The organism is Pseudomonas sp. JL3 (genome assembly GCF_031570575.1).
Taxonomy (GTDB): Bacteria; Pseudomonadota; Gammaproteobacteria; order Pseudomonadales; family Pseudomonadaceae; genus Aquipseudomonas; species Aquipseudomonas cucumis.
This window is the reverse complement of sequence record NZ_JAKWJK010000006.1, coordinates 204,863-228,784: the sequence shown is the minus strand read 5'-3', so window position 1 is coordinate 228,784 and position 23,922 is coordinate 204,863. Positions and strand designations below refer to the sequence as shown.

General features: G+C 58.9%; 28 protein-coding genes. 12 read left to right on the top strand and 16 right to left on the bottom strand.

Going from position 1 to position 23,922, the window contains the following annotated elements; translation table 11 throughout:
- Positions 1–56: 56 nt before the first annotated feature.
- A complete protein-coding gene (locus tag MMG91_RS13795) occupies positions 57–1,730 on the bottom strand; it encodes a DEAD/DEAH box helicase (RefSeq protein WP_095078676.1) in 1,674 nt (557 codons plus the stop codon).
- Positions 1,731–2,152: 422 nt separating this feature from the next.
- Between MMG91_RS13795 and MMG91_RS13790 the strand changes: the two genes are divergently transcribed.
- Positions 2,153–2,944, top strand: coding sequence for a crotonase/enoyl-CoA hydratase family protein (locus MMG91_RS13790; protein ID WP_305502754.1), 792 nt, complete (start codon positions 2,153–2,155; stop codon positions 2,942–2,944).
- Positions 2,945–3,065: 121 nt separating this feature from the next.
- On the opposite strand, the gene MMG91_RS13785 is transcribed toward MMG91_RS13790, so the two are convergent.
- The gene (locus MMG91_RS13785; protein WP_305425867.1) at positions 3,066–3,821 is read right to left on the bottom strand and encodes a spermidine synthase; all 756 of its coding nucleotides are present in this window, start codon (positions 3,819–3,821) and stop codon (positions 3,066–3,068) included.
- 148 nt (positions 3,822–3,969) lie between these two features.
- Here MMG91_RS13785 and MMG91_RS13780 point away from each other — a divergent pair, with 148 nt between their 5' ends.
- Complete coding sequence (locus MMG91_RS13780) at positions 3,970–5,316, top strand: class II 3-deoxy-7-phosphoheptulonate synthase (protein ID WP_008009408.1); 1,347 nt, start codon at positions 3,970–3,972, stop codon at positions 5,314–5,316.
- Between the two features lie 106 nt (positions 5,317–5,422).
- Here MMG91_RS13780 and MMG91_RS13775 read toward each other — a convergent pair whose 3' ends face one another.
- Positions 5,423–6,652 carry a winged helix-turn-helix domain-containing protein gene (locus tag MMG91_RS13775; RefSeq protein ID WP_310659902.1) on the bottom strand — a complete coding sequence of 410 codons (1,230 nt, stop codon included), beginning with the start codon at positions 6,650–6,652 and terminating at the stop codon, positions 5,423–5,425.
- 64 nt (positions 6,653–6,716) lie between these two features.
- Positions 6,717–6,932, bottom strand: a complete 216-nt coding sequence (locus MMG91_RS13770; protein WP_105343284.1) for a DUF1127 domain-containing protein — start codon at positions 6,930–6,932, stop codon at positions 6,717–6,719.
- A 96-nt stretch (positions 6,933–7,028) separates the two neighbouring features.
- On the opposite strand from MMG91_RS13770, the gene MMG91_RS13765 reads away from it, so the two are divergent.
- Positions 7,029–7,883: a LysR substrate-binding domain-containing protein gene (locus tag MMG91_RS13765; RefSeq protein ID WP_052964013.1), complete on the top strand. Its 855-nt coding sequence runs from the start codon at positions 7,029–7,031 to the stop codon at positions 7,881–7,883.
- Here the strand turns inward: MMG91_RS13765 and MMG91_RS13760 are convergent.
- Positions 7,873–8,622: a sulfite exporter TauE/SafE family protein gene (locus MMG91_RS13760; protein WP_305502756.1), complete on the bottom strand. Its 750-nt coding sequence runs from the start codon at positions 8,620–8,622 to the stop codon at positions 7,873–7,875. The two genes, MMG91_RS13765 and MMG91_RS13760, sit on opposite strands and share 11 nt — an antisense overlap.
- A gap of 108 nt (positions 8,623–8,730) precedes the next feature.
- Here MMG91_RS13760 and MMG91_RS13755 point away from each other — a divergent pair, with 108 nt between their 5' ends.
- The 4 genes from MMG91_RS13755 to MMG91_RS13740 all read left to right on the top strand — a co-directional run bounded on the left by MMG91_RS13755 (position 8,731) and on the right by MMG91_RS13740 (position 12,014).
- Positions 8,731–9,687 carry a LysR family transcriptional regulator gene (locus tag MMG91_RS13755; RefSeq protein WP_305446380.1) on the top strand — a complete coding sequence of 319 codons (957 nt, stop codon included), beginning with the start codon at positions 8,731–8,733 and terminating at the stop codon, positions 9,685–9,687.
- A gap of 69 nt (positions 9,688–9,756) precedes the next feature.
- Complete coding sequence (locus tag MMG91_RS13750) at positions 9,757–10,218, top strand: MarR family winged helix-turn-helix transcriptional regulator (protein WP_007899914.1); 462 nt, start codon at positions 9,757–9,759, stop codon at positions 10,216–10,218.
- Between the two features lie 327 nt (positions 10,219–10,545).
- Positions 10,546–10,965 carry an organic hydroperoxide resistance protein gene (locus MMG91_RS13745; RefSeq protein ID WP_310659901.1) on the top strand — a complete coding sequence of 140 codons (420 nt, stop codon included), beginning with the start codon at positions 10,546–10,548 and terminating at the stop codon, positions 10,963–10,965.
- A 32-nt stretch (positions 10,966–10,997) separates the two neighbouring features.
- Positions 10,998–12,014: an alpha/beta hydrolase gene (locus MMG91_RS13740; protein ID WP_310659900.1), complete on the top strand. Its 1,017-nt coding sequence runs from the start codon at positions 10,998–11,000 to the stop codon at positions 12,012–12,014.
- 97 nt (positions 12,015–12,111) lie between these two features.
- Here the strand turns inward: MMG91_RS13740 and MMG91_RS13735 are convergent, their stop codons facing one another.
- The gene (locus MMG91_RS13735) at positions 12,112–12,681 is read right to left on the bottom strand and encodes an elongation factor P (protein ID WP_007943632.1); all 570 of its coding nucleotides are present in this window, start codon (positions 12,679–12,681) and stop codon (positions 12,112–12,114) included.
- Positions 12,682–12,729: 48 nt separating this feature from the next.
- The gene (gene earP, locus MMG91_RS13730; protein ID WP_310659899.1) at positions 12,730–13,872 is read right to left on the bottom strand and encodes an elongation factor P maturation arginine rhamnosyltransferase EarP; all 1,143 of its coding nucleotides are present in this window, start codon (positions 13,870–13,872) and stop codon (positions 12,730–12,732) included.
- Positions 13,873–13,996: 124 nt separating this feature from the next.
- On the opposite strand from earP, the gene MMG91_RS13725 reads away from it, so the two are divergent.
- The gene (locus tag MMG91_RS13725; RefSeq protein ID WP_305502760.1) at positions 13,997–14,395 is read left to right on the top strand and encodes a hypothetical protein; all 399 of its coding nucleotides are present in this window, start codon (positions 13,997–13,999) and stop codon (positions 14,393–14,395) included.
- A gap of 14 nt (positions 14,396–14,409) precedes the next feature.
- A complete protein-coding gene (locus tag MMG91_RS13720) occupies positions 14,410–14,892 on the top strand; it encodes a transcription elongation factor GreAB (RefSeq protein WP_310659898.1) in 483 nt (160 codons plus the stop codon).
- Between the two features lie 16 nt (positions 14,893–14,908).
- Here the strand turns inward: MMG91_RS13720 and cysB are convergent, their stop codons facing one another.
- The 5 genes from cysB to MMG91_RS13695 form a co-directional block, all read right to left on the bottom strand.
- A complete protein-coding gene (gene cysB / locus MMG91_RS13715) occupies positions 14,909–15,883 on the bottom strand; it encodes an HTH-type transcriptional regulator CysB (protein WP_007899921.1) in 975 nt (324 codons plus the stop codon).
- Positions 15,884–15,996: 113 nt separating this feature from the next.
- Entirely contained in the window at positions 15,997–16,500 is a 504-nt protein-coding gene (locus MMG91_RS13710) for a universal stress protein (protein ID WP_310659897.1), read from the bottom strand.
- 97 nt (positions 16,501–16,597) lie between these two features.
- Positions 16,598–17,503 carry a 5'-nucleotidase gene (locus MMG91_RS13705; RefSeq protein WP_305446387.1) on the bottom strand — a complete coding sequence of 302 codons (906 nt, stop codon included), beginning with the start codon at positions 17,501–17,503 and terminating at the stop codon, positions 16,598–16,600.
- Positions 17,504–17,528: 25 nt separating this feature from the next.
- Positions 17,529–18,479 (bottom strand): putative 2-dehydropantoate 2-reductase, encoded by a 951-nt coding sequence (locus MMG91_RS13700; RefSeq protein ID WP_310659896.1) that lies wholly within the window; start codon positions 18,477–18,479, stop codon positions 17,529–17,531.
- Positions 18,476–18,862, bottom strand: coding sequence for a co-chaperone YbbN (locus MMG91_RS13695; protein WP_305446389.1), 387 nt, complete (start codon positions 18,860–18,862; stop codon positions 18,476–18,478). The genes MMG91_RS13700 and MMG91_RS13695 overlap by 4 nt, the downstream gene beginning before the upstream one ends.
- On the opposite strand from MMG91_RS13695, the gene MMG91_RS13690 reads away from it, so the two are divergent.
- Both MMG91_RS13690 and MMG91_RS13685 read left to right on the top strand, forming a co-directional pair.
- Positions 18,861–19,289, top strand: a complete 429-nt coding sequence (locus tag MMG91_RS13690; protein ID WP_310659895.1) for a PilZ domain-containing protein — start codon at positions 18,861–18,863, stop codon at positions 19,287–19,289. The genes MMG91_RS13695 and MMG91_RS13690 overlap by 2 nt on opposite strands.
- 132 nt (positions 19,290–19,421) lie before the next feature.
- The gene (locus tag MMG91_RS13685) at positions 19,422–20,498 is read left to right on the top strand and encodes a 3-deoxy-7-phosphoheptulonate synthase (protein ID WP_305502766.1); all 1,077 of its coding nucleotides are present in this window, start codon (positions 19,422–19,424) and stop codon (positions 20,496–20,498) included.
- A 70-nt stretch (positions 20,499–20,568) separates the two neighbouring features.
- Here the strand turns inward: MMG91_RS13685 and MMG91_RS13680 are convergent, their stop codons facing one another.
- Positions 20,569–20,850, bottom strand: coding sequence for a GNAT family N-acetyltransferase (locus MMG91_RS13680; protein WP_030132333.1), 282 nt, complete (start codon positions 20,848–20,850; stop codon positions 20,569–20,571).
- A 628-nt stretch (positions 20,851–21,478) separates the two neighbouring features.
- On the opposite strand from MMG91_RS13680, the gene oprI reads away from it, so the two are divergent.
- Positions 21,479–21,730, top strand: coding sequence for an outer membrane lipoprotei OprI (gene oprI / locus MMG91_RS13675; RefSeq protein WP_003172710.1), 252 nt, complete (start codon positions 21,479–21,481; stop codon positions 21,728–21,730).
- Positions 21,731–21,853: 123 nt separating this feature from the next.
- Here the strand turns inward: oprI and MMG91_RS13670 are convergent, their stop codons facing one another.
- The 3 genes from MMG91_RS13670 to MMG91_RS13660 form a co-directional block, all read right to left on the bottom strand.
- Positions 21,854–22,825: a L,D-transpeptidase family protein gene (locus tag MMG91_RS13670; RefSeq protein WP_305446392.1), complete on the bottom strand. Its 972-nt coding sequence runs from the start codon at positions 22,823–22,825 to the stop codon at positions 21,854–21,856.
- Between the two features lie 133 nt (positions 22,826–22,958).
- Positions 22,959–23,252, bottom strand: a complete 294-nt coding sequence (locus MMG91_RS13665; protein ID WP_305446393.1) for a hypothetical protein — start codon at positions 23,250–23,252, stop codon at positions 22,959–22,961.
- A gap of 56 nt (positions 23,253–23,308) precedes the next feature.
- On the bottom strand, positions 23,309–23,914 hold the full coding sequence (locus MMG91_RS13660) for an arylesterase (protein ID WP_310659894.1): 606 nt from the start codon (positions 23,912–23,914) through the stop codon (positions 23,309–23,311).
- Between the last annotated feature and the right edge of the window lie 8 nt (positions 23,915–23,922).

Sequence of the window (23,922 nt, the reverse complement as noted above, 5' to 3'; positions counted from 1 at the left end):
AAATCCCCGAACCAGTCGGGGATTTTTTATGTTCGATCAATCAGCTCGACAGCGGATCAATCTTCGCGATAGCGACGCAGCTTCAACTGCTTACCGGCAACGCGAGTGTCCTTCAGTTTGGTCAGCAGACGCTCCAGACCATCTTCCGGCAGCTCGACGAGGCTGAAGCTGTCACGCACCTGGATGCGGCCGATGGCTTCACGCGCCAAACCGCCTTCATTCAGGATAGCGCCCAGCAGGTTCTTGGCAGCGATACCATCACGCGCACCCAGCGCGGTACGGCAACGAGCACGACCTTCGGCCAATGGAACCGGAGCACGACGCTCGCGATCACCACGGTCCGGACGATCACCGGAACGCTCTGGACGATCGCCACGCGGTGCATTGTTCGGCACCAACGGACGTTCTTTCTCGATTGCGGCCAGGGTCAGCGCCTGAGCATTGGTTGCCTTGCGCAGCAGAGCAGCGGCCAGTGCACGCGGGGTGCAACCGATGTCGGCGGTCAGGCGATCCAGCAGATCACCATGAGTCGATTCGGCATCAGCTACCAGCGGCGACAGGCTGTTGGTCAGTTTCTTGATGCGGGCATCAAGAACGGCCTGGGCGTCCGGCAGACGAACTTCGGCAACCTTCTGACCGGTTACACGCTCGATCACTTGCAGCATGCGGCGCTCACGAGGAGTCACCAGCAGCAGGGCACGACCTTCGCGACCGGCACGGCCAGTACGGCCGATACGGTGAACGTAGGACTCAGGATCGTACGGCATGTCGACGTTGAACACGTGAGTAATACGCGGAACGTCCAGACCACGAGCGGCAACGTCGGTCGCCACAACGATGTCCAGACGGCCATCCTTGAGGGATTCGATCACGCGCTCGCGCTGGTTCTGAGCAATGTCACCGTTCAGCGCAGCGGCTTTGTAGCCTTTGGCTTCCAGGGCACTGGCCAAGTCCAGGGTCGCTTGCTTGGTGCGCACGAACATGATCAGGGCGTCGAAATCTTCCACTTCCAGCAGGCTCAATACAGCCGAGGTCTTCTGGTCAGCGTGAACCAACAGGTGAGCCTGTTCGATCGCGGTAACGGTCTGAGTCTTGGTCTGGATCTTCACGTGTTGCGGATCGCGCAGATGGCGTTCGGCAATGGCACGGATCGACTGCGGCAGGGTAGCCGAGAACAATACGGTCTGACGGGTTGCAGGCAGAGCCTTGAAGATAACTTCGAGGTCGTCCATGAAACCCAGTTTGAGCATTTCATCGGCTTCATCGAGAACCAGGTGGTTCACGGTAGCCAGAACTTTTTCGTCACGACGCAGGTGGTCGCACAGACGGCCCGGCGTGGCGACAACGATCTGTGCGCCATTACGGATTGCTTTCAGTTGTGGGCCCATAGGCGCGCCGCCGTAAACGGCCACAACGGTAACGCCCGGCATTTGCTTGGCGTAGGTTTCGAAAGCGGTTGCTACTTGCAGCGCCAACTCACGGGTTGGCGCCAGGATCAGGGCTTGCGGCTCGCGCTTGGCAGGATCGATGCGGTGCAGGATCGGCAGGGCGAACGCGGCGGTTTTACCCGTACCGGTTTGCGCCTGACCAATCATGTCGTGACCGGCCATGATGATCGGGATCGATTGCTGCTGAATAGCCGAAGGTTCTTCGTAGCCGGTCGCAATGACAGCTGCAAGAATATTCGGATTAAGATTAAAAGCGGCGAAGCCGCCGGTTTCCTGGGTCATGGGTCTGCCTCTAAGTGCATCCGCAAAGACCCATGCTCCAAAGCTGCGCATGCCGTGTAAGACTCAAGAGTCGCCCTGGCTGCTTTGTCGGCGGGGATTTGCGAAAACGAATGAATGAAAAAGATTCGTCAAGGAAGAGTCCGCTGTGCGGACGTGCAGCCGAAGCTGGCTTCGGGGAATTGCGCTACCTAAACGCGGCCCGGTTAAAGGCCGGCGCGCACTATACCGGAATTCGCCCGAAAAGGGAGCTTTTTTTATCGGAAAAAACCGGCGCATACCGTTGTGTCACGGGCTTTTCGGATAATTGTGCGACGGTCTATTTTGCAAAGGCCCGGCCCTGCTGACGATGGCGCTAAAACGGTTCACTCTAGCGACGCAGACCTTCGGTCTGACACCCCCTTCCCCACCCGAGGAAATGTCCCATGAATCAGCCCAGCCCCAGTCGTGTAACCCGTGAACGACACGGTCATGTCCTGATGATCGGTCTGGATCGGGTGGCCAAACGCAATGCCTTCGACCTCGACCTGCTCAACGCACTCAGTCTGGCCTATGGCGAGTTCGAGGCCGACAGCGAAGCGCGGGTCGCGGTGGTGTTCGGCCATGGCGAGCATTTCACTGCCGGGCTCGATCTGATCAGCGCCGGCGCGGCCCTCGCCGAAGGCTGGCAGGCACCGCCCGGAGGCTGCGATCCATGGGGCGTGCTCGCAGGCCCCCGGGTCAGCAAACCAGTGATTGTCGCGGCGAAAGGCTACTGCCTGACCGTTGGCATTGAGTTGATGCTGGCTGCCGACATCAACCTGTGCGCCAGCAATACTCGTTTTGCCCAGAAGGAAGTGCAGCGCGGAATCTTCCCGTTCGGCGGCGCCACCTTGCGCCTGCATCAGGTCGCCGGCTGGGGCAATGCGATGCGCTGGTTGCTTACCGGCGATGAGTTCGATGCTCATGACGCCTTGCGTCTGGGGTTGGTGCAGGAGGTCATGGCCAGCGAGGACTTGTTGCCGCGGGCCATTGAATTGGCGGAGCGGATTGCCCGGCAGGCGCCGCTTGGGGTCCAGGCGACGCTGATGTCGGCCAGGCAGTCCCGCTATGAGGGTGAAATGGCGGCAGCTCAGGCATTGCCAGCGCTGGTGAAGAAATTGCTGAACAGCGAGGATGCCAAGGAGGGTGTGCGGTCGATGATCGAGAAGCGGCCGGGCGTTTTCAAAGGAGTTTGAGGCATGTGTTGGCGGGTAGAAAGCCTTCGCGGGCAAGCCTCGCTCCTACAATGGTTGCGCGCATCCTGTATGTAGGAGCGAGGCTTGCCCGCGCGAAGAGGCCCTAAAGAACAATAACAATCTATGTCGCAGGCCGAATCGCCTTGATCAACGACTGCAACGAATACCCCAATCGCGGCGCCAGGCCTTCAGCGCGCGCGATCAGCCCATCCATATCCAGTTCCTGATCCAGCTCAGACGGCACGATCAGAATCACGTTGCCCTCCTTCACCGGCAGTTCCCAGTAATGCCGGTGATACAGACCGCGCAACAACGCCGCCCCCAACGGTCGACCATCATCGGTGGCCCACTGGTTGATCACCAGCCAGCCACCCGGATTCAAACGCTTCTGACAGTTTTCCAGAAACCCCCAGGCCAGATGCCCGACACCCGGCCCGACATCGGTATAGAGGTCGACGAAAATCAGATCGGCCGGTTCAGCCGTATCGAGCAATTCCAGGGCATCGCCAACGCGGATGTACAATCGCGGGTCATCATCCAGCCCGAGGTATTCGATGGCCAGGCGCGGGACATCCGGGCGCAGCTCGATGGCTTCGACATCTTCCAGCGGCAGGAACTTGAGACAGGCTTGAGTCAGGGTACCGGCGCCGAGCCCAAGGAACAGCGCGCTTTCCGGTTGTTCGTGGCACAGTGCACCAATCAGCATCGCCCGGGTGTAATCGTACTCGAGCCAGCTCGGGTCAGCGGTGAACACGCAGCTCTGTTCGATGGCATCACCGAACTCCAGAAAACGGTAATCGGCCACTTCCAGCACGCGAATCACGCCGAATTCATCCTGTACCTCGGCGAGCAGATGCTCGACGCGCTCCTCAGTCATTTCGTCTCCTGATCGTCACCGGCCCCGGCAACGCTATAAACCGCAACATAAAGCGGCAAAGGCGCGATTGTCCGCGATGCGACGGGAACAGGTCACGCACTAATTGCTGATAACATAACCGTCCGAGCGTAAAACACTAGAGACTGCGATGAGCCAACCCTGGAGCCCCGACAGCTGGCGCGCCTTGCCGATCCAGCAACAACCTCAATACCCCGACGCGGCGCATTTGCTGCATGTCGAGCAAACCCTGGCGAGCTATCCGCCACTGGTGTTTGCCGGTGAAGCGCGGGAATTGCGTCGTCAGTTTGCCGAAGTCACCCAGGGCCGGGCGTTTCTGTTGCAGGGCGGCGACTGCGCCGAAAGCTTCGCCGAATTCTCCGCCGCGAAAATTCGCGACACGTTTAAAGTGTTGCTGCAAATGGCGATCGTCATGACCTTTGCCGCCGGTTGCCCGGTGGTCAAAGTCGGACGCATGGCCGGCCAGTTCGCCAAACCCCGTTCGGCCAACGATGAAACCATCAACGGCGTGACACTGCCGGCCTACCGTGGCGATATCGTCAACGGCATCGGTTTCGACGAAAAAAGCCGCGTGCCGGATCCAGAGCGTTTGCTGCAGTCTTATCACCAGTCCACCGCGACCCTGAACCTGTTGCGCGCCTTCGCCCAGGGCGGCTTTGCAGACCTGCATCAGGTGCACAAGTGGAACCTGGACTTCATCGCCAACTCGGCGCTGGCCGAGAAGTACAGCCACCTGGCCGATCGCATCGATGAAACCCTGGCCTTCATGCGCGCCTGCGGCATGGACAGCTCGCCGCAACTGCGCGAAACCAGTTTCTTCACCGCCCACGAAGCGCTGCTGCTGAACTACGAAGAAGCCTTCGTGCGTCGCGACAGCCTGACCAACGATTACTACGATTGCTCGGCCCACATGCTGTGGATCGGCGACCGGACCCGTCAATTGGACGGCGCGCATGTCGAATTCCTGCGCGGGGTGCACAACCCGATCGGCGTGAAGGTCGGCCCGAGCATGAACCCCGAAGACCTGATTCGCCTGATCGATGTGCTCAACCCGGACAACGATCCGGGTCGCCTGAACCTGATTGCGCGGATGGGCGCGAACAAGGTCGGCGATCACCTGCCGCAGCTGATCCGCGCGGTGCAGCGCGAAGGCAAGCAGGTGCTTTGGAGCTCCGACCCGATGCACGGCAACACCATCAAGGCCAGCAGCGGCTACAAGACCCGCGACTTCGCGCAGATCCTTGGCGAGGTGAAACAGTTCTTCCAGGTTCACGAGGCGGAAGGCAGTTATGCCGGCGGCATCCACATCGAAATGACCGGGCAGAACGTCACCGAATGCATCGGCGGCGCGCGGCCGATTACCGAGGATGGGTTGTCGGACCGTTACCACACCCACTGCGACCCACGGATGAATGCCGATCAGTCGCTGGAATTGGCGTTTTTGATTGCCGAGACGTTGAAGCAGGTTCGGCGGTGAGTCAGTAGGTTTTTTATTGCCTGACAGGCCGCCATCGCGGGCAAGCCCGCTCCCACAGGTTCAGCGCTAACCCTGTGGGAGCGGGCTTGCCCGCGATGGCGTCAGCTCAATCACCATCAATCTGTGCCAATGCCACCCGCAACCGCGCCGCACTCGCCCGCGGGCAATTCAACTGAACCTGCGCCAGCCCCAACCAATCCGCCATCTGCCGCAAATTGACCGCCAACGCCAGCATCCCCGCCTCATCCAGCCCAGGCTCTTCTTCGTGCACGGCATGCACCGCCAACCGGCTCAACGCTCGCTCTGCGCGCAAGTCGACCCGCGCGGCAATCCGCTCATGGTGCAAAAACGGCAATACGTAATAGCCATAGACGCGCTTGTGCTGTGGCGTATAAATCTCCAGCCGATAACGAAAATCGAATAACCGCTCGGTACGGCTGCGCTCCCAGATCAGCGAATCGAACGGTGAAAGCAGCGCACTCGCCTCGATCTTGCGCGGCACTTTCGGCTCTGCCAGGCAATAGGCCGGTTGCCGCCAGCCTTCAACCTTACAGACCAGCAGATCACCCGCCTCGACCAGTTCCGCCAGACGCGGCCGGCTGTCTGCCGGGCTCAAGCGAAAATAATCCCGCAGGTCCTTTTCCGTGCCGACACCCAAAGCCGTGGCGGCGTGCAGTAATAGCCCGCGCTGAGCCTCGGCCTCACTGAGTAAAGGCTGCTGAAGAATCGCCGAAGGAATAACCCGCTCCGGCAAATCATAAAGCCGTTCGAACCCGCGCCGCCCCGCCACGGTCACTTCACCGGCGGCGAACAACCATTCCAGCGCATGCTTTTCCGCGCTCCAGTCCCACCACGGCCCTGCCCGCTCCTGCCGGGTCGACAAGCTGCCCGCGCCCAGCGCACCGAGTTCTTGAACCGACGCCAGCACGCGGCGAATCGTGGCTTGCTGCTCACGACCGAAGCGCGCCAGTTGTTGATAGATGTCTTCGCCGCGGGTCGCGCGCAGCATGCGCCAGCGCATCAAGGGGTACATCGACAAGGGCAGCAACGACGCTTCGTGCCCCCAATATTCGAACAACGTGCGCCGACGGCCCTGACTCCAGGCAGCCTGATCAAGCAAGTCGGATGAGTAATTGCCAAGACGGGAAAACAAGGGAAGGTAGTGCGAACGCACCAACGCATTGACCGAATCGATCTGCAGAATGCCCAAGCGTTCGATCAGCCGGTTGAGCTGAACCGGTTTGATCGTCGCCGGCGGCTGGCGCCCGTTGAATCCTTGGGCAGCCAGCGCCAGACGCCGAGCCTGTTTGAGGGAAAAGGACTGTGTGGCGGGCATGAGCATCTCCTTGTCTGCTCGCAACCTACCTCACCCGAAAGTGGTTTGTGTAGCAATGGCATCATCATTTATGCATCGGATCATCCCAGAACGGTCTTACTACCTCATGTTCCACATCCGCACGGGTCACGCCGATGTCCTTCAGTGCTTCGTCGCTCAAGCCCGCCAGCATTTCACGTTCACGGTGAAGTTCGTACCAGCGACTAAACTTGTGCAGCAGATCGGATACCGCGTGGATTGAGAATTTTTCTTGCGTTACATGCTCGTTGTGACCTTTCATCGTGTAGCCCTCCTTTAGGGATGGATCCAGTCTCGCTCCAGCGATAAGATCAATCCAACGAATGTTTCTGATGGAATGCATCTCGGAGATTGATGAATGTCCGCCTACCCCAGTATCGACACCGATGTCCTGCGCACCTTCGTCGCGATCGCCGACCAGGGCGGCTTTACCCGCGCCGGTGAAATGGTCAACCGCACCCAGTCCGCGGTGAGCATGCAGATGAAGCGCCTCGAAGAGGACGTGTTGCAGCGCCAGTTGTTCGAACGCGACGGACGTCAGGTCAAGTTGACCGCCGAAGGTCAGGTATTGCTGGGCTATGCGCGGCGCATCCTCAAACTCCACAGCGAAGTCTTCAATACCCTGCGCGAACCGCACATGGTCGGCACGGTGCGCATCGGCACACCCGACGATTACGTCATGCGCTTTCTACCGGGCATCCTGTCGCGCTTCGCGCAGTTCTACCCCCTGATCCAGATCGAGGTTCACTGCGAATCGACCCGGCAACTGTTGCAGCGTCAGGACCTGGACCTGTCCATCGTTACCCGCGAGCCGGGCAACGAGATCGGTCAACTGCTGCGCAAGGAGCGTTTTGTCTGGGCCGAAGCCCAATGCTTCAACGCCCATGAGCAGACGCCGCTGCCTCTCGCGATGTTCAACAGTGATTGTTTCTGCCGCCTCTGGGCATGCAATGCCCTGGACGCCATGGGCCGCGACTACCGGATTGCCTACAACAGCTCCAGCCTGTCGGCGTTGATGGCCGTGGTCAGCGCGGGTCTGGCGATCACCGCGCAACTGGAAAGCCTGATCACCCCGGACATGCGCATCCTCGGCGCCAACGAAGACCTGCCGCTGTTGCCGGAAGCCAGCATCATGCTGATCCGCAACCTGAACAACCCTTCGCCGATCACCGAATGCCTGGCCGAACACATCGTCGAAGGCTTCAAACTTTAAACGCGAGCATCACCGCACAGACCACCAGAAAACCACAGAACAGCCCACGCAGAAGCCGCTCCGGCAATGCGTGGGCAATTCTCACGCCCCAACTGATGCTCATCAATCCACCGACCGCCAATGGCACACCGATCGCCCAATGCACCTGATGGTGCACCGCATAAGTCGCCAGGGTGACGCCCGTACTTGGCAACGCCAGCGCCAGCGCCAATCCCTGGGCAACCACCTGGGTGGTACCGAACAGGCTGGTCAACACCGGCGTTGCCACCACCGCCCCGCCCACTCCAAATAGTCCGCCCATGGTCCCGGAAGCCGCGCCGAGCACACCCAGCCACGGCCAGGAATAGCGCATCTGCGAAGAGGCCGGTGCATTGGTGGTGAACATTCGCATCAGGTTGTAGGCCGACAGCGCGATCAGAAAAGCGACGAAGCCCAAGCGCATGGTTTGCGCATCGATGCCCACCGCCCAGATCGAACCGATCCAGGCAAAGCAGAACCCCATCGAGGCCAGTGGCAGCGCATGCTGCAATTCGATGCGATTGCGCTGATGATAGCGCCACAGCGCCAGCATCACGTTCGGCACCACCATCACCAGCGCCGTGCCTTGGGCAATTTGCTGATCAAGACCGAACCACACGCCCAGCAGCGGGATCGCGACCAACCCGCCACCAATGCCGAACAGGCCGCCGAGGGTTCCCAAGGCCGCGCCAAAAACCAGATACAACATGAACTCAATCACAGGCGATTTCCTTTTGTGAGGGTGTTCATCCTACGCAGTCGGCTCTGGCGGGGAAACGCACAGCAACGCACAATGGCTGTGCCAATTTCGCACAAGCACCGACGAACCATGAACCCCAATCAATTAACCGAACAACTTGGCCTGTTTCTCGATGTGCTGGAAAGCGGCAGTTTTTCCGCCGCGTCCCGACGCCATCCCTTGACACCTTCGGCTGTGGCGCGACGCATTGATAGCCTGGAAAGCGCCGTCGGCAGCCAGTTGTTCATTCGCAGCACCCATGCCGTGCGCGCGACCCCGGCCGGTCTGGCTTTTGCCGAGCGTGCGCGGCGGATCGTCGCTGAATTGCGTCTGGCCCGTGCGGAAGCGGTGTCTCTTAGCAGTGCGCCGGAAGGTTTGATTCGGGTGGATGCGCCCGCAGCGTTCGGACGCCGACACCTGGCGCCGGTGATTGCCGATTTCCTGATGCTTTATCCTGGCCTCGACGTGCAATTGCACCTGATCGACAGCTTTGTCGACATGCAGGGCTCGAATCTGGGCAAGGTCGATCTGGTGTTACGTGCCGGGCAGATGGCCGACACCCGGCTGGTGGCGACGCCGCTGGCGAGTATGGTGCGCATCGCCTGCGCCAGCCCCGATTACCTGCAACGCCGTGGCGTGCCGACCGACCCTGCGCAGTTGGTCGACCATGATGGCCTCGACTGGGAAGGCTTGGCTCCGCCCTTCGCCTGGCGCTTCGAGCGTGATGGACAGATGCACTTGCACCGGCCAGCGCGAATCCGCATGAGCGCCAACAATGCCGAGGCACTGGTCTGCGGCGCACTGGCCGGGTTGGGCATCGCGCATTTGCCGACCTGGCTGGCCAGCGAATATTTATTACGCGGCGAACTGCAGCCGCTGTTCTGCGAAAACGGTCTGCCAAAACCGGAAAGCACCGGCATTTATGCGTTGCGCCTGGAGCAGCAACCCAGTTCGCGCAGCCGCTTGTTGCTGGAATACCTGAAGACCCGTTTCAGCCCCATCCCGCCGTGGGATCTGGCGCTGCAAACCAACCTGGACCGCCACTAGTCCAGAATTATCTGGCGCATTAAAGATTCGCCCGCTAGATTCATGACGATCACTGATCAAGGCTTTGAAATGAACACCGAGCGCAACAACCCGGATAACTGCGACGACCTGCTGCTGGACAATCAGGTCTGCTTCGCCCTGCATTCCACTTCGCTGCTGATGACCAAGGTCTACAAGCCGTTGCTCCAAGCGCTGGGCCTGACCTATCCGCAGTATCTGGCAATGATGGTGTTGTGGGAAAAGGATGGGTTGACGGTCGGCGAAATCAGCACCCGACTGCTGACCGATCCCGGTTCCCTCACCCCGCTGCTCAAGCGCCTGGAAGCCGAAGGCCTGCTGAGCCGCACCCGCAGCCGTGAAGACGAACGGGTGGTGATTGTCGAACTGACTGAGCAAGGCCGTGCACTGCGAGACAAGGCACGGGGCATTCCCCAGTGCATCCTCGGCGCCAGTGGGCAAACGCTGGAACAGTTGAAGAAGCTGCAAGCGGATCTTCAAGCGCTGCGTAGTCATCTGCAAGATAGTCTTTAGACCGCGTTATCGTTCTTCGCGGGCAAGCCTCGCTCCCACAGGTTTCGGTCGATAACATAATTTGTAAATGACACAAAAACTGTGGGAGCGAGGCTTGCCCGCGATGGCGTCCTCCCCGTCGCAAAAAATTTCACCTCGCAAAAACCCACACGAAAGCCTCTATCTCAAGCCTCTCCTCACCAATCGAATTGCTGGGTTGCGCTTCAAAACAAATTTTTTCGAAAATTTATCTTGCGCGCTAAATACTAGCGAGCTACATTCACCTCGCACTTACTTAGCGCGCAAACATTTAGCGCAAAACACACAAACCCGAACGAGGCTCACACCATGCAAACTCTCTACACCGCAATCGCAACCTCCACCGGCGGCCGTGACGGTCGTGCGATCTCCAGCGACAACGTTCTCGACGTCAAACTCGCCACGCCTAAAGAACTCGGTGGTGCGGGCGGCGCAGCAACCAACCCTGAACAACTGTTCGCCGCTGGCTACTCCGCCTGCTTCATCGGTGCGCTGAAATTCGTCGCCAGCCAAACCAAACGCAAAATCCCGGACGACGCATCGATCACCGCCCATGTCGGCATCGGCCTGATCCCTGGCGGTTTCGGTCTGGACATCGATCTGCACATCAGCTTGCAGGGTCTTGAACAAGCCGATGCACAAAGCCTGGTAGAAGCCGCCCACCAAGTCTGCCCGTACTCCAACGCCACCCGTGGCAACGTCGATGTGCGCCTGCACGTCACCGTCTAACCGCTGACTCCAAGGTCGAACAGGAAATGGATATGAACACTTTCAGCAAAGTCTTGACCGGTACTCTCCTCGCCCTGTCCATCAACAGTGCATTCGCAGGCAATGGGGTTGAACACAACACCCAGGCGTTCCTCGACGTGCTGAATGCCGGCACCGGTAAACCGATCGAGCAGCTCACTCCTGCCGATGCCCGCGCGGTGTTGGTGGGTGCACAGGCCGGGGTGAAGTTGACGTTGCCAAAAGTCGACGTCAGCGAGAAGACTATCCAGGTCGATGGTCAACCGATCAGCCTGACTATCGTTCGGCCGGCCGGGGTCAAAGGCGAGCTGCCGGTGTTCATGTTCTTCCACGGCGGTGGCTGGGTGCTGGGGGATTTCCTGACCCACGAACGGCTGGTTCGGGACTTGGTAACGGGGTCGGGTGCAGCGGCGGTGTTCGTCAATTACACCCCGTCGCCGGAAGCGCATTACCCGGTGGCAATCAACCAGGCTTACGCCGCGACGAAGTGGGTGGCCGAGCACGGTAAAGAGATCAACGTCGACGGCAAACGTCTGGCCGTGGCCGGCAACAGCGTCGGTGGCAACATGGCGGCTGTGGTTGCGCTGATGGCCAAAGATAAAGGCATACCGGCGATCAGGTTCCAGGTCTTGTTGTGGCCGGTGACTGATGCCAGCTTCGAGACGGCGTCCTATAACCAGTTCGCCGAGGGGCACTTCCTCACCAAAAACATGATGAAGTGGTTCTGGGACAACTACACCACCGACGCCAAACAGCGGAACGAGATCTACGCCTCACCGCTGCGGGCGACCACCGCGCAACTCAAGGGTTTGCCACCCGCTCTGGTACAGACGGCCAGCGCCGATGTACTGCGCGATGAGGGTGAAGCCTACGCCCGTAAACTCGACGCGGCTGGCGTAGCAGTCACGGCGGTGCGCTACAACGGCATGATCCACGACTATGGTTTGCTCAACGTAGTGAGCCAGGTGCCCGCGGTGCGTTCGGCGATGTTGCAGGCATCTGAAGAACTCAAGCAACACCTGAAGAAATAACACACCCCTCGCTCCTACAAGAGTTGGCGCTTTTCTGAAAAAAACGCACAAAAAAGCCCGACTCAATGGTCGGGCTTTTTCATTCCTGAAGCTGTGCTTATTTAGCACGGCCTTTGTAGGAACCGCCTTCGCGGGTATCGATCTCGATCATGTCGCCGATTTCGATGAAGTCAGCAACCGACAGTTCGGTACCGTTCTTCAGTTTGGCAGGCTTCATCACCTTGCCGGAAGTGTCACCGCGAGCGGAACCTTCGGTGTAGTCAACCTGACGCACGATAGTGGTCGGCAGTTCTACGGAAACCAGACGCTCTTCGAAGAAGATCGCTTCGCAAACATCGGTCATGCCTTCTTCAACGAAAGGCAGAACGGCTTCGATGTCTTCAGCGTTCAGCTCGTACATGGTGTAGTCGGTGGTGTCCATGAACGTGTAGGTGTCGCCGCTGATGAAGGACAGGGTCGCTTCTTTGCGGTCGAGGATTACGTCGTCCAGCTTGTCGTCGGCGCTGTAAACGATCTCGGTCTTGTAACCGGTCAGCAGGTTTTTCAGCTTGGTCTTCATGATCGCGCTGTTACGACCCGACTTGGTGAATTCAGCTTTCTGAACCAGCCAAGGATCGTTTTCGAGACGGATCACGGTACCGGGTTTCAGTTCTTTACCAGTTTTCATTGCGAATATCCGAATTTGGATGGGATTTACAAAAATCTAGGCCGCGTATCATATCCAATTTAGGTAAAACTGTACCAGCGCTGCGGCAAGATCTGCCTGCAAGGCTTGTTCCAGACACCATGTCTCGGCATGTTTTTCCAGTTCAGGCCAATGTTTGCGGGTTGATTTCCAGTGATCCGTCATTGTCTCACCTGCATTCCATGCCCGCCATAGACCGCTGATCGCCTCGCGGGCAGGTTCGGACAGACCTTGGGTGTACAGGGTCAGGAAAGCATCGAGCTTGTCCAGATGGATGTCTTCGTCCTGCCGGTAGATGTGCCAGAGCAGCGGCCGACCTGCCCATTGGGCGCGGACAAAGGAGTCTTCGCCGCGCACGGCGTTAAAATCGCAGCTCCACAGCAGCAGGTCATATTGATCCTGTCGGACAAATGGCAGCACTTGCACGGTCAAGGCGTCGCGCACATGCACCGCACCGGCCTTCAGCCCATCCAACCCGAGCCAGCGTTCGACGTCGCCGAGAATCCGGCCTTCGGGTACCAGCAAATGAGTCGGCGTCGAATCAGCCGCCATCGTGTCGAGCCAACTGGCCAGCCCGGTATTTTCGTAGGCAAACAAGGAGATCAGTTGTGCATTCGGTGCGCGATCAATCCCCAGGCCTTGCAGGAATTCTCGCTGAGCTTGCGGACTTTGCTGAAACTGCCGACGCCGCTCCAGCAATCCGCTTTCACGCAGCAAGCCACCGGTGCCCTTGCGGAACCCCGGGAAGAAAAAGAACTTCTGCACGTTCTTGTACTTCACCGATGGCAAGCCGTGGCAGCCGACGACCCAGTCTTCGGCACTCAGATAATCGAGGTTCATCCACAGCGGCGGTTTTTCCCGTTCGGCCATGGCCTCCATATAGGCACTCGGCAACTGGCAGGCGAATGCGGCGATGACGACATCAGCGGCTTCGGTGGGCTGCCAGTCGACCGACCACTGTCGCACCTCGACGCCCTGCTGCCATTGCTGCGTAGCATTGATGTCGATGTCCGGACACAAACGCTCGAAGGCCCGCAGGTCGTCGACCCACAGGCGCACCGCCACTGAATGTTCGGCCACCAGTTGTCGGGCCAGGCGCCAAGTCACACCGATGTCGCCGAAGTTGTCGACCACGGTGCAAAAAATATCCCAGCGGGTTTTCATTTCAGGCATTCCAGGCTCCCGTTGGCAAAGGCGCCGATTGTCCGCATAAATTACCCCGCGCAGAAGAGCCGACGGCGATTAATCTTCATGCGACAATCGCCACTTGCCCGCGACTACCCGCCAGGAGGCAGTCATGCCCTACCGTCCCAACCCGCGCCGTCCCTTGCCGATCCAGTTTAATGCGCTGCAACTGACCGGCAGTATTGCCCTCGGTTTGTGGCTGGGATTCATCGCGATCGCACTGACTTGCTGGCTCGCCTGGCGCCTGTTGTTCAACGAGCAATTGGCGCCCTTGGCCCAGGCGGTAGAGCAACTGGCCAAGCCACCGGTGATTGAGCAACCTGCCCCGCAGAACCCGATGTTCGAACAGTACGAGGACCACCTGCGCAGGAATGAACAGCAGCAAATGGTGGAACAGGCCAGAAGCAGCAAACACAATCAGTCCAATCCAAAATGCCAGTTCTGGCTGCAGCAGAATCAAACGGCGCCGAGCGAAAAAAGCCGCGCTAACGTCCTGCAATTCTGCGATTGATCATGAAGCTCTCTATGCACAAGCCGACCGTCCACCAACTGATTATCGACAAGCTGCGGATCGATCTCGACATCGCCGAGCGGGCCGCGCAAACCGCTTACGAAACCGCGACCCACGAAGAAAACATAGCCGAAAACAAGTACGACACGCTGGGGCTGGAGGCGTCTTACCTGGCGGCCGGACAGGCCAGACGAGTGGAAGAAATCAGGCAGTCATTGACCCTTTGCCAGAACCTGACACTGCGGCCTTATGACGATCAGCGCGGTATCGAAGTCGGCGCCCTGCTCGGCCTGAAAGACGAAAAGGGTCGCGAGCAGTGGCTGTTCCTGGCTCCTGACGCGGCAGGGTTGAAGGTTGATCTGGTGGGGCAACTGATTACCGTCATCACCCCCCGCTCGCCGCTGGGCAAAAGCCTGCTGGGCAAGTTCGAAGGGGATGAAGTGGAGATTCTGGTGGCGGGCGCTCGGCAACAGTTTTCTGTTACCGAGGTGGTCTAGGCAAGACGATTGACGATTAATGCACCGGCAGTTCGACGCCGTCGAACAGCTCTTCCAGTTCCTGTTTGTTGTGGCACTGAATGGCCTTGGCCATGACTTCGCGGGTCAGGTGCGGCGCGAATTTCTCGATGAAATCGCACATGAAGCCACGCAGGAACGTACCGCGACGGAAACCGATTTTGGTAATGCTGGATTCGAACAACTCGCTGGCATCGAGCACCACCAGGTCGCTATCGAGCTTGGTGTCGACCGCCATTTTCGCCACGATGCCCACGCCCAGGCCCAGACGAACGTAAGTCTTGATCACGTCGGCGTCGGCGGCGGTGAACACCACTTTCGGTGTCAGGCCGCGATGGCTGAAGGCTTCGTCGAGTTTCGAACGGCCGGTGAAACCGAACACGTAAGTCACGATCGGGTATTCGGCCAGGGCTTCGAGGGTCAGCTTCGACAGCTTGGTCAGCGGGTGGCCCTGAGGCACGACCACGCAGCGGTTCCAGCGATAGCACGGCATCATCACCAGGTCACCGAATAGCTCCAGGGCTTCAGTGGCGATGGCGAAATCGACGGTGCCATCAGCGGCCATTTCGGCGATCTGCATCGGCGAACCCTGGTGCATGTGCAGGGCAACGTCCGGGTATTGCTTGATGAAATTGCTGATTACCGGTGGCAACGCATAACGCGCCTGGGTGTGCGTGGTGGCGATCGACAGAGTGCCTTTTTTCTCGTTGGAGAACTCCTGGGCGATCTGCTTGATGCTTTCAACTTTGCGCAGGATCTCACCAGCGGTGGTGATGATGCGCTCGCCGGCCGGGGTAACCCGGGTCAGGTGCTTACCGCTGCGGGCGAAAACCTCGACCCCCAATTCGTCTTCCAGCAGACGGATCTGTTTGCTGATGCCCGGTTGCGAGGTGTAGAGGCTTTGGGCTGTAGCTGAAACGTTGAGGTCGTGATGCGCCACTTCCCAGATGTAGCGCAATTGTTGAAGCTTCATATGAATCCCTCAAAGCAGGTAGACGCCACGGGCATCAGCGACGGTATATAACTATATTAATGGTTTGATTAATAAATCTAGAACTTTTTTATCAAAATGCCATTATTCGTGTCCTAGCGATCCCCTTTGCGACGACGCTCCATCAGCGGCACCAGATAGACCGGCACCCTGGACAGTTGCAACACGCGCGCAGCGGTTCGGCCCAATGGCGTATCCGCGCCAGCGCCATGACTGTGACTCCCTACGATCAGCAAATCGACGGAGAGTTTCTGCGCCTGGTCGAGAATCACCTGCGCCGGATCGCCCTGCAGCACCCGCACTGCGCGAATCCGTTCCAGGTCCTGCTCCCCCTCATCCCCCAGTTCTTCGCGAAAGCTGTCGAGCACCCGCTGCTGGATATTGGCGATCACAGTATTCAGACCCTGACTGTGAAACTCGTTCAAGGCCTGCTCATCGAGGTAACTCTGAAGCACCGATTCGGCGAACAACCCCATCGGTTCAACCGCGTGCACTACATACAGGTCGGCATTAAATGTTCGAGCCAGTGCCAGCGCATGCTGCATCACAAAAGGTGCATACAGACCGAGGTCGGTGGCATACAGCATCGAATGAATCATAGTGACCTCCTTTAATGCCAACATGGCGGAGATTGATTCAGCTTAGCAGTGCCGTGGCGAGAGCGGCGTTCGGCGCAACGCATTGAACCGCGGCGCTTTAAATCGACGGCTCGTTACTGATGCCATGCGGCACGTGACCGGTGGCGACCACTTCGCGGGCCAGCTCGCAATGCCCGGCCTGATCGTCGAAAAACACGTCGGCGGCAAAGGCTTCGAGAAAAGCCGATTTGGTCAGCCCTCCAAGGAACAGCGATTCGTCCAGACGGATGTCCCATTCGCGCAAGGTGCGGATCACCCGTTCATGGGCCGGCGCCGAGCGCGCGGTCACCAGCGCGGTGCGGATCGGACAGGCATCATCGGGGAACTCGCGCTGCAAAAGGTTGAGCGCTGCGAGGAAGCCTTTGAACGGCCCGCCGCGCAGAGGTTCGCGGGCTGACTCGCGTTCACTGGCCTGAAACGCCGCCAGGCCTCCCGACTGATAGACCCGCTCCGACTCATCGGAAAACAGCACCGCGTCACCGTCGAACGCAATGCGCAATTCATCGCTGGCGGCGCGACTGGCACCGCCCGACAGAATAGTCGCTGCGGCGAAACCCGCATCCAGAGCACTGCGCACATCGTCGGAATGGGTCGAAAGAAACAGGTCGCAGCCAAAGGCCTTGAGGTACGGATAAGGACTGCGCCCGCCGACAAATGCCGCACGCGAGATCGCCAAGCCATAGTGATGGATCGAGTTGAAAACCCGCAGGCCGGTGTCGGCACTGTTGCGCGACACCAGGATCACCTCGACCCGGGCACGGCCAAGACTGGCGTTCAGGTTCAGGAGTTTTTCGACCAACGGGAACGCATCGCCGGGCTCGAGAATTTCGTCTTCGTGTTCGATCTGATATTGCCGATAGGCCTCGACGCCGCTCGACAGATAAACCTTGTGACTCTCGCTCAAGTCGAACAGTGCTCGCGAAGAAATCGCCAGCACCAGTTTGTCGTCTATGACATTTGCCATGCCCTTCCCTCTCCTGTTGATCGACTCAGTGATTACGTCGATCGATAAAACTCAAGCTGCGATACAAGGCTTCGATTCGCGGTAATTCACATCCCGCCGTCTGCGCCGCTGCCAGTGGCCGAGTGTAGATCGCGTCCAGTTCCAGCGGCCGCTTGTGCAGGAAGTCGTGGTACATGCTCGGCCAATAATCGGGCATCTTCTCGGTCATCATGAACAGATAATCGGCGTAACCCGACGGCATGTCGTGACCACAGGCCTTGGCCCCCTGAACCACTTCGGCCATCAAGGCCTGAATCAGCGCGCGGCTGTCGGCGTCCGCCATCAACGGCGTGGTGCTGGCCCCGAGCAGAACCGACAGGCCGTTGTAGGGAATGTTCCAGACCAGTTTCTGCCAACGCGCCTGGTGCAGGTTCGGCATGGCCTGGGCGTCGATGCCGGCGGCGCGAAACAGCCCGGCGCCCTCCTCGACAATGCTCATGCGTGCCTGTTCATCGGCGACGGGGCCACTGTGATAGCCGGCGTTCACGGCGCCGAGCGCCTGATGGGTAATAATCCCTGGGCCGGCGCGATGAACGCAGATCAGACAGAGCCCGCCGAGCAGGTGCAGCGAGTCGGGGAGCAACTTGCGCAGACTGTCTTCAACGTCCAGGCCATTTTGCAGCAACAGCACTTTGGCATCAGGTGCCGCGGCTTGAATAATGGCGGGGGCCAGGTCCGCGTTACTGGTGGTCTTGGCGCCCACCAGTAGCCAGTCACACGGCGGCATGTCGGCAGCCGATGAATAGGCCTGGACCGGGTTCAGGGTCAACGGGCCCAACGATGCATGGTCGAGATGCAAACCTCGCTCAGCCACCGCTGAAAACTCACTGCGCAACAAAAAGTGCACATCGAAGCCGGCACGCGCCAGCATCAGCCCGTAGAAACCACCGATCGCGCCGGTCCCGATAATGCCGATTGTCGGCCTGGCCACTGTCATGGCAACTCCTCTGCTTGTCGACTCAACGCCTGACCCACGGCTTCGTTGAGCGCCGTGCGGGTCAAACGCGACTGTAGTGCCCCGAAGAACTCACCGTCGCGCACCACAAACAGCGCCGGCAAATGAAAGACCCGATAACGCTCGACCACCCCGCCATTGCTCCCTGCATCGATCCAGCACAGTCGATCGACCGCCAGATCGAACCTGGGCAATTGCTCACGGGCAAAACGGCAACTGGCGCAGCCGACGCTGGTAAAAATCACCAGAGAAATGCCGCTCATCGCCAACAGCCGTTGATCGGCGTCGAAATCGGTCAGTTCCGATTCAACCACTATACTGGGAGAAACGATGTCAGATGGCCGACACAGGGAGTCCGTGTTCATGGGACGTTATCTTCCTCATCCTGACGATGTACCCGTCGAATTAACGTTGCTCAAACATGAGTGCATTTCGCGGCAACAGCTGCACACTATCAGCCTCGGTGGCATGGCTTGCAATTACCACCGAGGATGGCGAAGGGGCACCGCACTTCAAGTGCGCATGCCCACCCTGAGCACCACGATCTGTTACCTGGGCTATGTTGCCTGGTGTCTGCGACGAAAACGCAGCTATCTGGTGGGTATCGCCTTCGTCGACGAACAGACCCTGTTTAGCGCACGAATGGGTGAGCAGGTTTGCCAGATCGAACGTTACTGCCGTCAGCATGAACCTCAAAGCGAACAGCTGAACAACCAGACCCTGGCCCTCGAATGGGTCCAGTTGCACGCCAACGAGTTCTCCCACGACACGGTTCGCAAGGCATTTGCATAGTTAAACCGCTGTCTGCCCATTGTCGAGCCACGGTGTAACGCGCTAAGGTTCGGCTCCCCGACGCGCTTAATTTGCTGTGCTCCGCCGCGCGGGTTCGCTGGCGGCCGGCACCCGTGACCTGACGAGTAAACGATGGCTGATTTACCGATCAACGACCTTAACGTCGCCTCCAACGAGACCCTGATCACTCCCGATCAGCTCAAGCGTGATATCCCTCTGAGCGACGCTGCCCTGCGCACCGTCACCAAGGGCCGCGAAGTCATTCGCAACATTCTTGATGGCACCGACCACCGCCTGTTCGTCGTGATCGGGCCGTGCTCGATCCATGACATCAAGGCGGCCCACGAATACGCCGAGCGTCTGAAAGTGCTCGCGGCGGAAGTGTCCGATACCTTGTATCTGGTCATGCGCGTGTATTTCGAGAAGCCACGTACCACCGTCGGCTGGAAAGGCTTGATCAACGACCCGTACCTGGACGACTCGTTCAAGATTCAGGATGGCTTGCACATTGGTCGTCAGTTGCTGCTGGACCTGGCCGAAATGGGCCTGCCGACCGCGACCGAAGCCCTCGACCCGATCTCCCCGCAATACTTGCAGGACCTGATCAGCTGGTCGGCGATCGGCGCACGCACCACCGAATCCCAGACTCACCGTGAAATGGCTTCCGGCCTGTCCTCGGCTGTCGGCTTCAAGAACGGCACCGATGGTGGCCTGACAGTGGCCATCAACGCCTTGCAATCGGTTTCCAGCCCGCACCGTTTCCTGGGCATCAACCAGGAAGGTGGCGTGTCGATCGTCACCACCAAGGGCAACGCCTACGGTCACGTCGTGTTGCGCGGCGGCAACGGCAAACCGAACTACGATTCGGTCAGCGTCGCGCTCTGCGAACAAGCGCTGAACAAGGCGAAGATCAAGCCGAACATCATGGTCGATTGCAGCCACGCCAACTCCAACAAGGACCCGGCCCTGCAACCGCTGGTGATGGAGAACGTCGCCAACCAGATCCTCGAAGGCAACCAGTCGATCATCGGCCTGATGGTCGAAAGTCACCTGAACTGGGGCTGCCAGGCGATCCCGAAAGACCTCGCCGACCTGCAATACGGCGTGTCGATCACCGATGCCTGCATCGACTGGACCGCCACCGAAAACACCTTGCGCAGCATGCACGTCAAACTCAAGGACGTGCTGCCAAAACGCAATCGCAGCTGATCGTCGTTACGTTTCACCCATAAAAAAACGCCAGGTTTAAACCTGGCGTTTTTTTATGGGTTCGCTTTGTTCACAGCTTGGCGGCATGCCGCTGGTGACGCTCCATGTAGCGCTCCACGTAGGAACACGATGGAATGACCGTGTAGCCCATTTCCTCAGCGTATTGCAGTGCCTGCTCGGTCAACGCCGCCGCGATGCCGCGACCCCGCAGCGCATTGGGCACAAAGGTACGATAAATATCCAGGGTCTGTTTTCCCAGATCCATATAGGTCAGGTAGGCACGATAACCGTCCACAGTGGTCTCGAACTGATGACCAGCCTGGTCATGGTGGATGGACAACGCCTCGCTCATCACTACTCCTCGCGGGTCTTTAATTCTGACCCCTACCTTACCGATGTTTTTCCGGCGAAGGAACATCTACGCCACCCCGTGCCTGAATGGACACCGAGAGAGCAACACAATCTCGCGCAACCGAGCACGTACAAATAGTAGGCACCATTGGCAGAAATGCTCAAGGGACGCTCGTCATGCTGGCAGGCGGGTGTTGCTTGGGTAATGCAGGGGCGGCTCGACCGGAATCTTCCCGAGTCCGAGCCTGAACATTGCCGGATATTGAGACTTAAGACGAGCGCCCTTTGTTTAAGTCACCTCAACATGGATAAAGATATGAGAGCCGCTGCGCAAAATCCGAACAAAAGTGTGGACGATTCCATCTAGGCAGACTTTAGTCGATACTGAAAAACAGCTACCAACACCGGGAACTTTTCCCCGGCGGCTCGCTCAGTTCGGGCCTCACAGCTGTATATTTTTTATACAATGCAGTTAAAAGTTGCTCGAAAAAGAATCAACGCCTACAATTTTTTTTGCTTCTTGCTCTACGTCAGTTTACTTACTACAAGTAATGGGTAGTATGTACGCCGGCTATTTCCTCACTCTGAGGAGACAGCTACTTAATAGAAAGTCCTTGAAGGGGAACACGATGAACAACGTTCTGAAATTCTCTGCTCTGGCTCTGGCCGCAGTTCTGGCTACCGGTTGCAGCAGCGTATCGAAAGAAACCGAAGCACGTCTGACTGCTACTGAAGACGCAGCAGCTCGCTCCCAGGCTCGTGCAGACGAAGCTTACCGTAAAGCTGATGAAGCTCTGGCTGCTGCTCAAAAAGCACAACAGACTGCTGACGAAGCTAACGAGCGTGCTCTGCGCATGCTGGAAAAAGCTAGCCGCAAGTAATAGTCCTTCGGGATTGTTATCAAGCCGACCCATTTTTTGGGTCGGCTTTTTTATTGCCCGCCATTTCTGCAGCCCATAAAAAACCCGCCGATGCGGCCTGCATCAGCGGGTTGCTTTAACGCGTTATTGCTGCAGATCGATCGGTGCACTCGATACCATTGGCTCTGAAGCATTCGGCACGGCGATTTCCACCGGCAGACCATCTTCAGCGGCAACCACGTCACGCACTACATCCCAGTTCATGCGCAAGTTGTTGGTGATGTCCTCACGCTTGAGCATCGCATTGATCACTGCGGTGTGCTTGTCGACCACCGAAGGGTTGCCCTTGTCGTCCAGCGGCGTGTGCGCTTCCAGATAAACCTTGCCGCCACTGAGGCCGAACTTGTACGGGTCATTGATGATCCGCACCGACGTCCCGACCGGCACCATGCTGGCCATTTCCAGCACGTTGTTGTTGAACATGCGGAAGCAACCATGGCTGGTGCGCATGCCGATACCGAATTTCTTGTTCGAACCGTGAATCAGGTAGCCCGGAGTGCCCAGCGTGAACTTGAACGGCCCCAGCGGGTTGTCCGGGCCGGCCGGCACCACATTCGGCAGCGGATCGCCATCAGCGGCGTGCTCAGCCTTGATCGACGCTGGAGGCGTCCAGGTCGGGTTCGGCGTCTTGGCGATGATGCTGGTGTGGGCAATCGGCGAGCCCCAGCCTTCACGGCCGATACCCAGCGGGAAGGTGTACACCACGTCCCGGCCTTTCGGGAAATAGTAGAGACGGTATTCGGCCAGGTTGATGACGATGCCTTCACGGGGGCCCGGCGGCAGGATGAAGCGCGTCGGCAGCACCACTTCGGTACCCGCGCCCGGCAACCATGGATCAACGCCCGGGTTGGCCGCGACCATTTCCGAGTAGCCCAGATCGTAGGTGGTGCCAAGGTCGGCGAAGGTGTCTTCGTACTTGGCCTTGATCACTTGCACCTGGCCGATGATGTCTTCACCGGGTGGTGGCAGGGGTAGCTCCAATGCTGCAACGGGACCCGCCACGCAGAGCGCAGCAAGAGACAGGCAGCGGGTGACGGCGGGAAAGCGCGGCAACATCCGGAAAATCCTTCGCATGATCGACAAGGGTATAAAAACAGGATTGTACACCGACGCCCGTTATTTCGGGGAGACGTAAAGACCTGTGGTTGGGGGGATCAGCGGTGAGGGGGCTTGCCTGTGGCGAGGGGCCCTAAAGCTCGAACCGCAACTCAGGCCAGATCGGCGAGGTGCCCCGTTTTTGCGATTCAAGGATGGCCCGGCACAGCGAGCACAGGCGCTGGTCCTGAAACACGGTACGGTCGACGCTCGACCAGCGCGGTTGCGCCGGCAACAGGCTGCCGCACAAGGTTCGGTCCACCGAGCCGCCCAATTCCAGTTGACGGGTCACCAGATGCACCCGCACTTCCTGGCAGGCGAACAGATCCAGCTGTTCGTCAGGCTCGATCAGTTGGTAGGCATAAAGGGACCAGGCGGGACGTGGCATCGGGGGCTCCAAATCGGGGGCGCCACCTTAGCCGAAACACCGCCGCTAGAAAAGCGTCAAAGCAGCGGTTTCAGTGTCGGCCAGACATTTTCCAGCAACTTGTCCTGAGCCGCCGCAGCCGGGTGCAGGCCGTCGCCTTGCATCAGGTCCGGATGACCACCCACACCGTCGAGAAAAAACGGTACCAGCGGGATCTTTTTCTCATCGGCCACCTGGGTGAAAACCTCGGCAAAGGCCTGGGTGTAACGCACACCATAGTTGGGTGGAAGTTGCATGCCCAGCAGCAGTACCTTGGCACCACTGGCGCGGGAGCTGTCGATCATCGACGCAAGATTTTGTTGCAATTGTGTTGGCAGCATTCCGCGCAACCCATCATTGCCCCCCAACTCAAGGATAACCAGCTCCGGTTTATGCTCTGCAAGCAGCGCCGGCAGGCGCGCCCGGCCTCCGGCGCTGGTGTCGCCGCTGATGGATGCATTGACCACCTTATCGTCGAAACCTTCGCGCTTGAGCCGTTGCTCAAGCAAAGACACCCACCCCAAGCGGGTATCCAGGCCGAAACCGGCGCTGATACTATCGCCAACGATCAGGACTGTACCCGCCGCTGCGCTCTGGGCCATGCACATAAAGGCCAGGCCAGCACTCAAAAACCACACACGCATCGGATTCT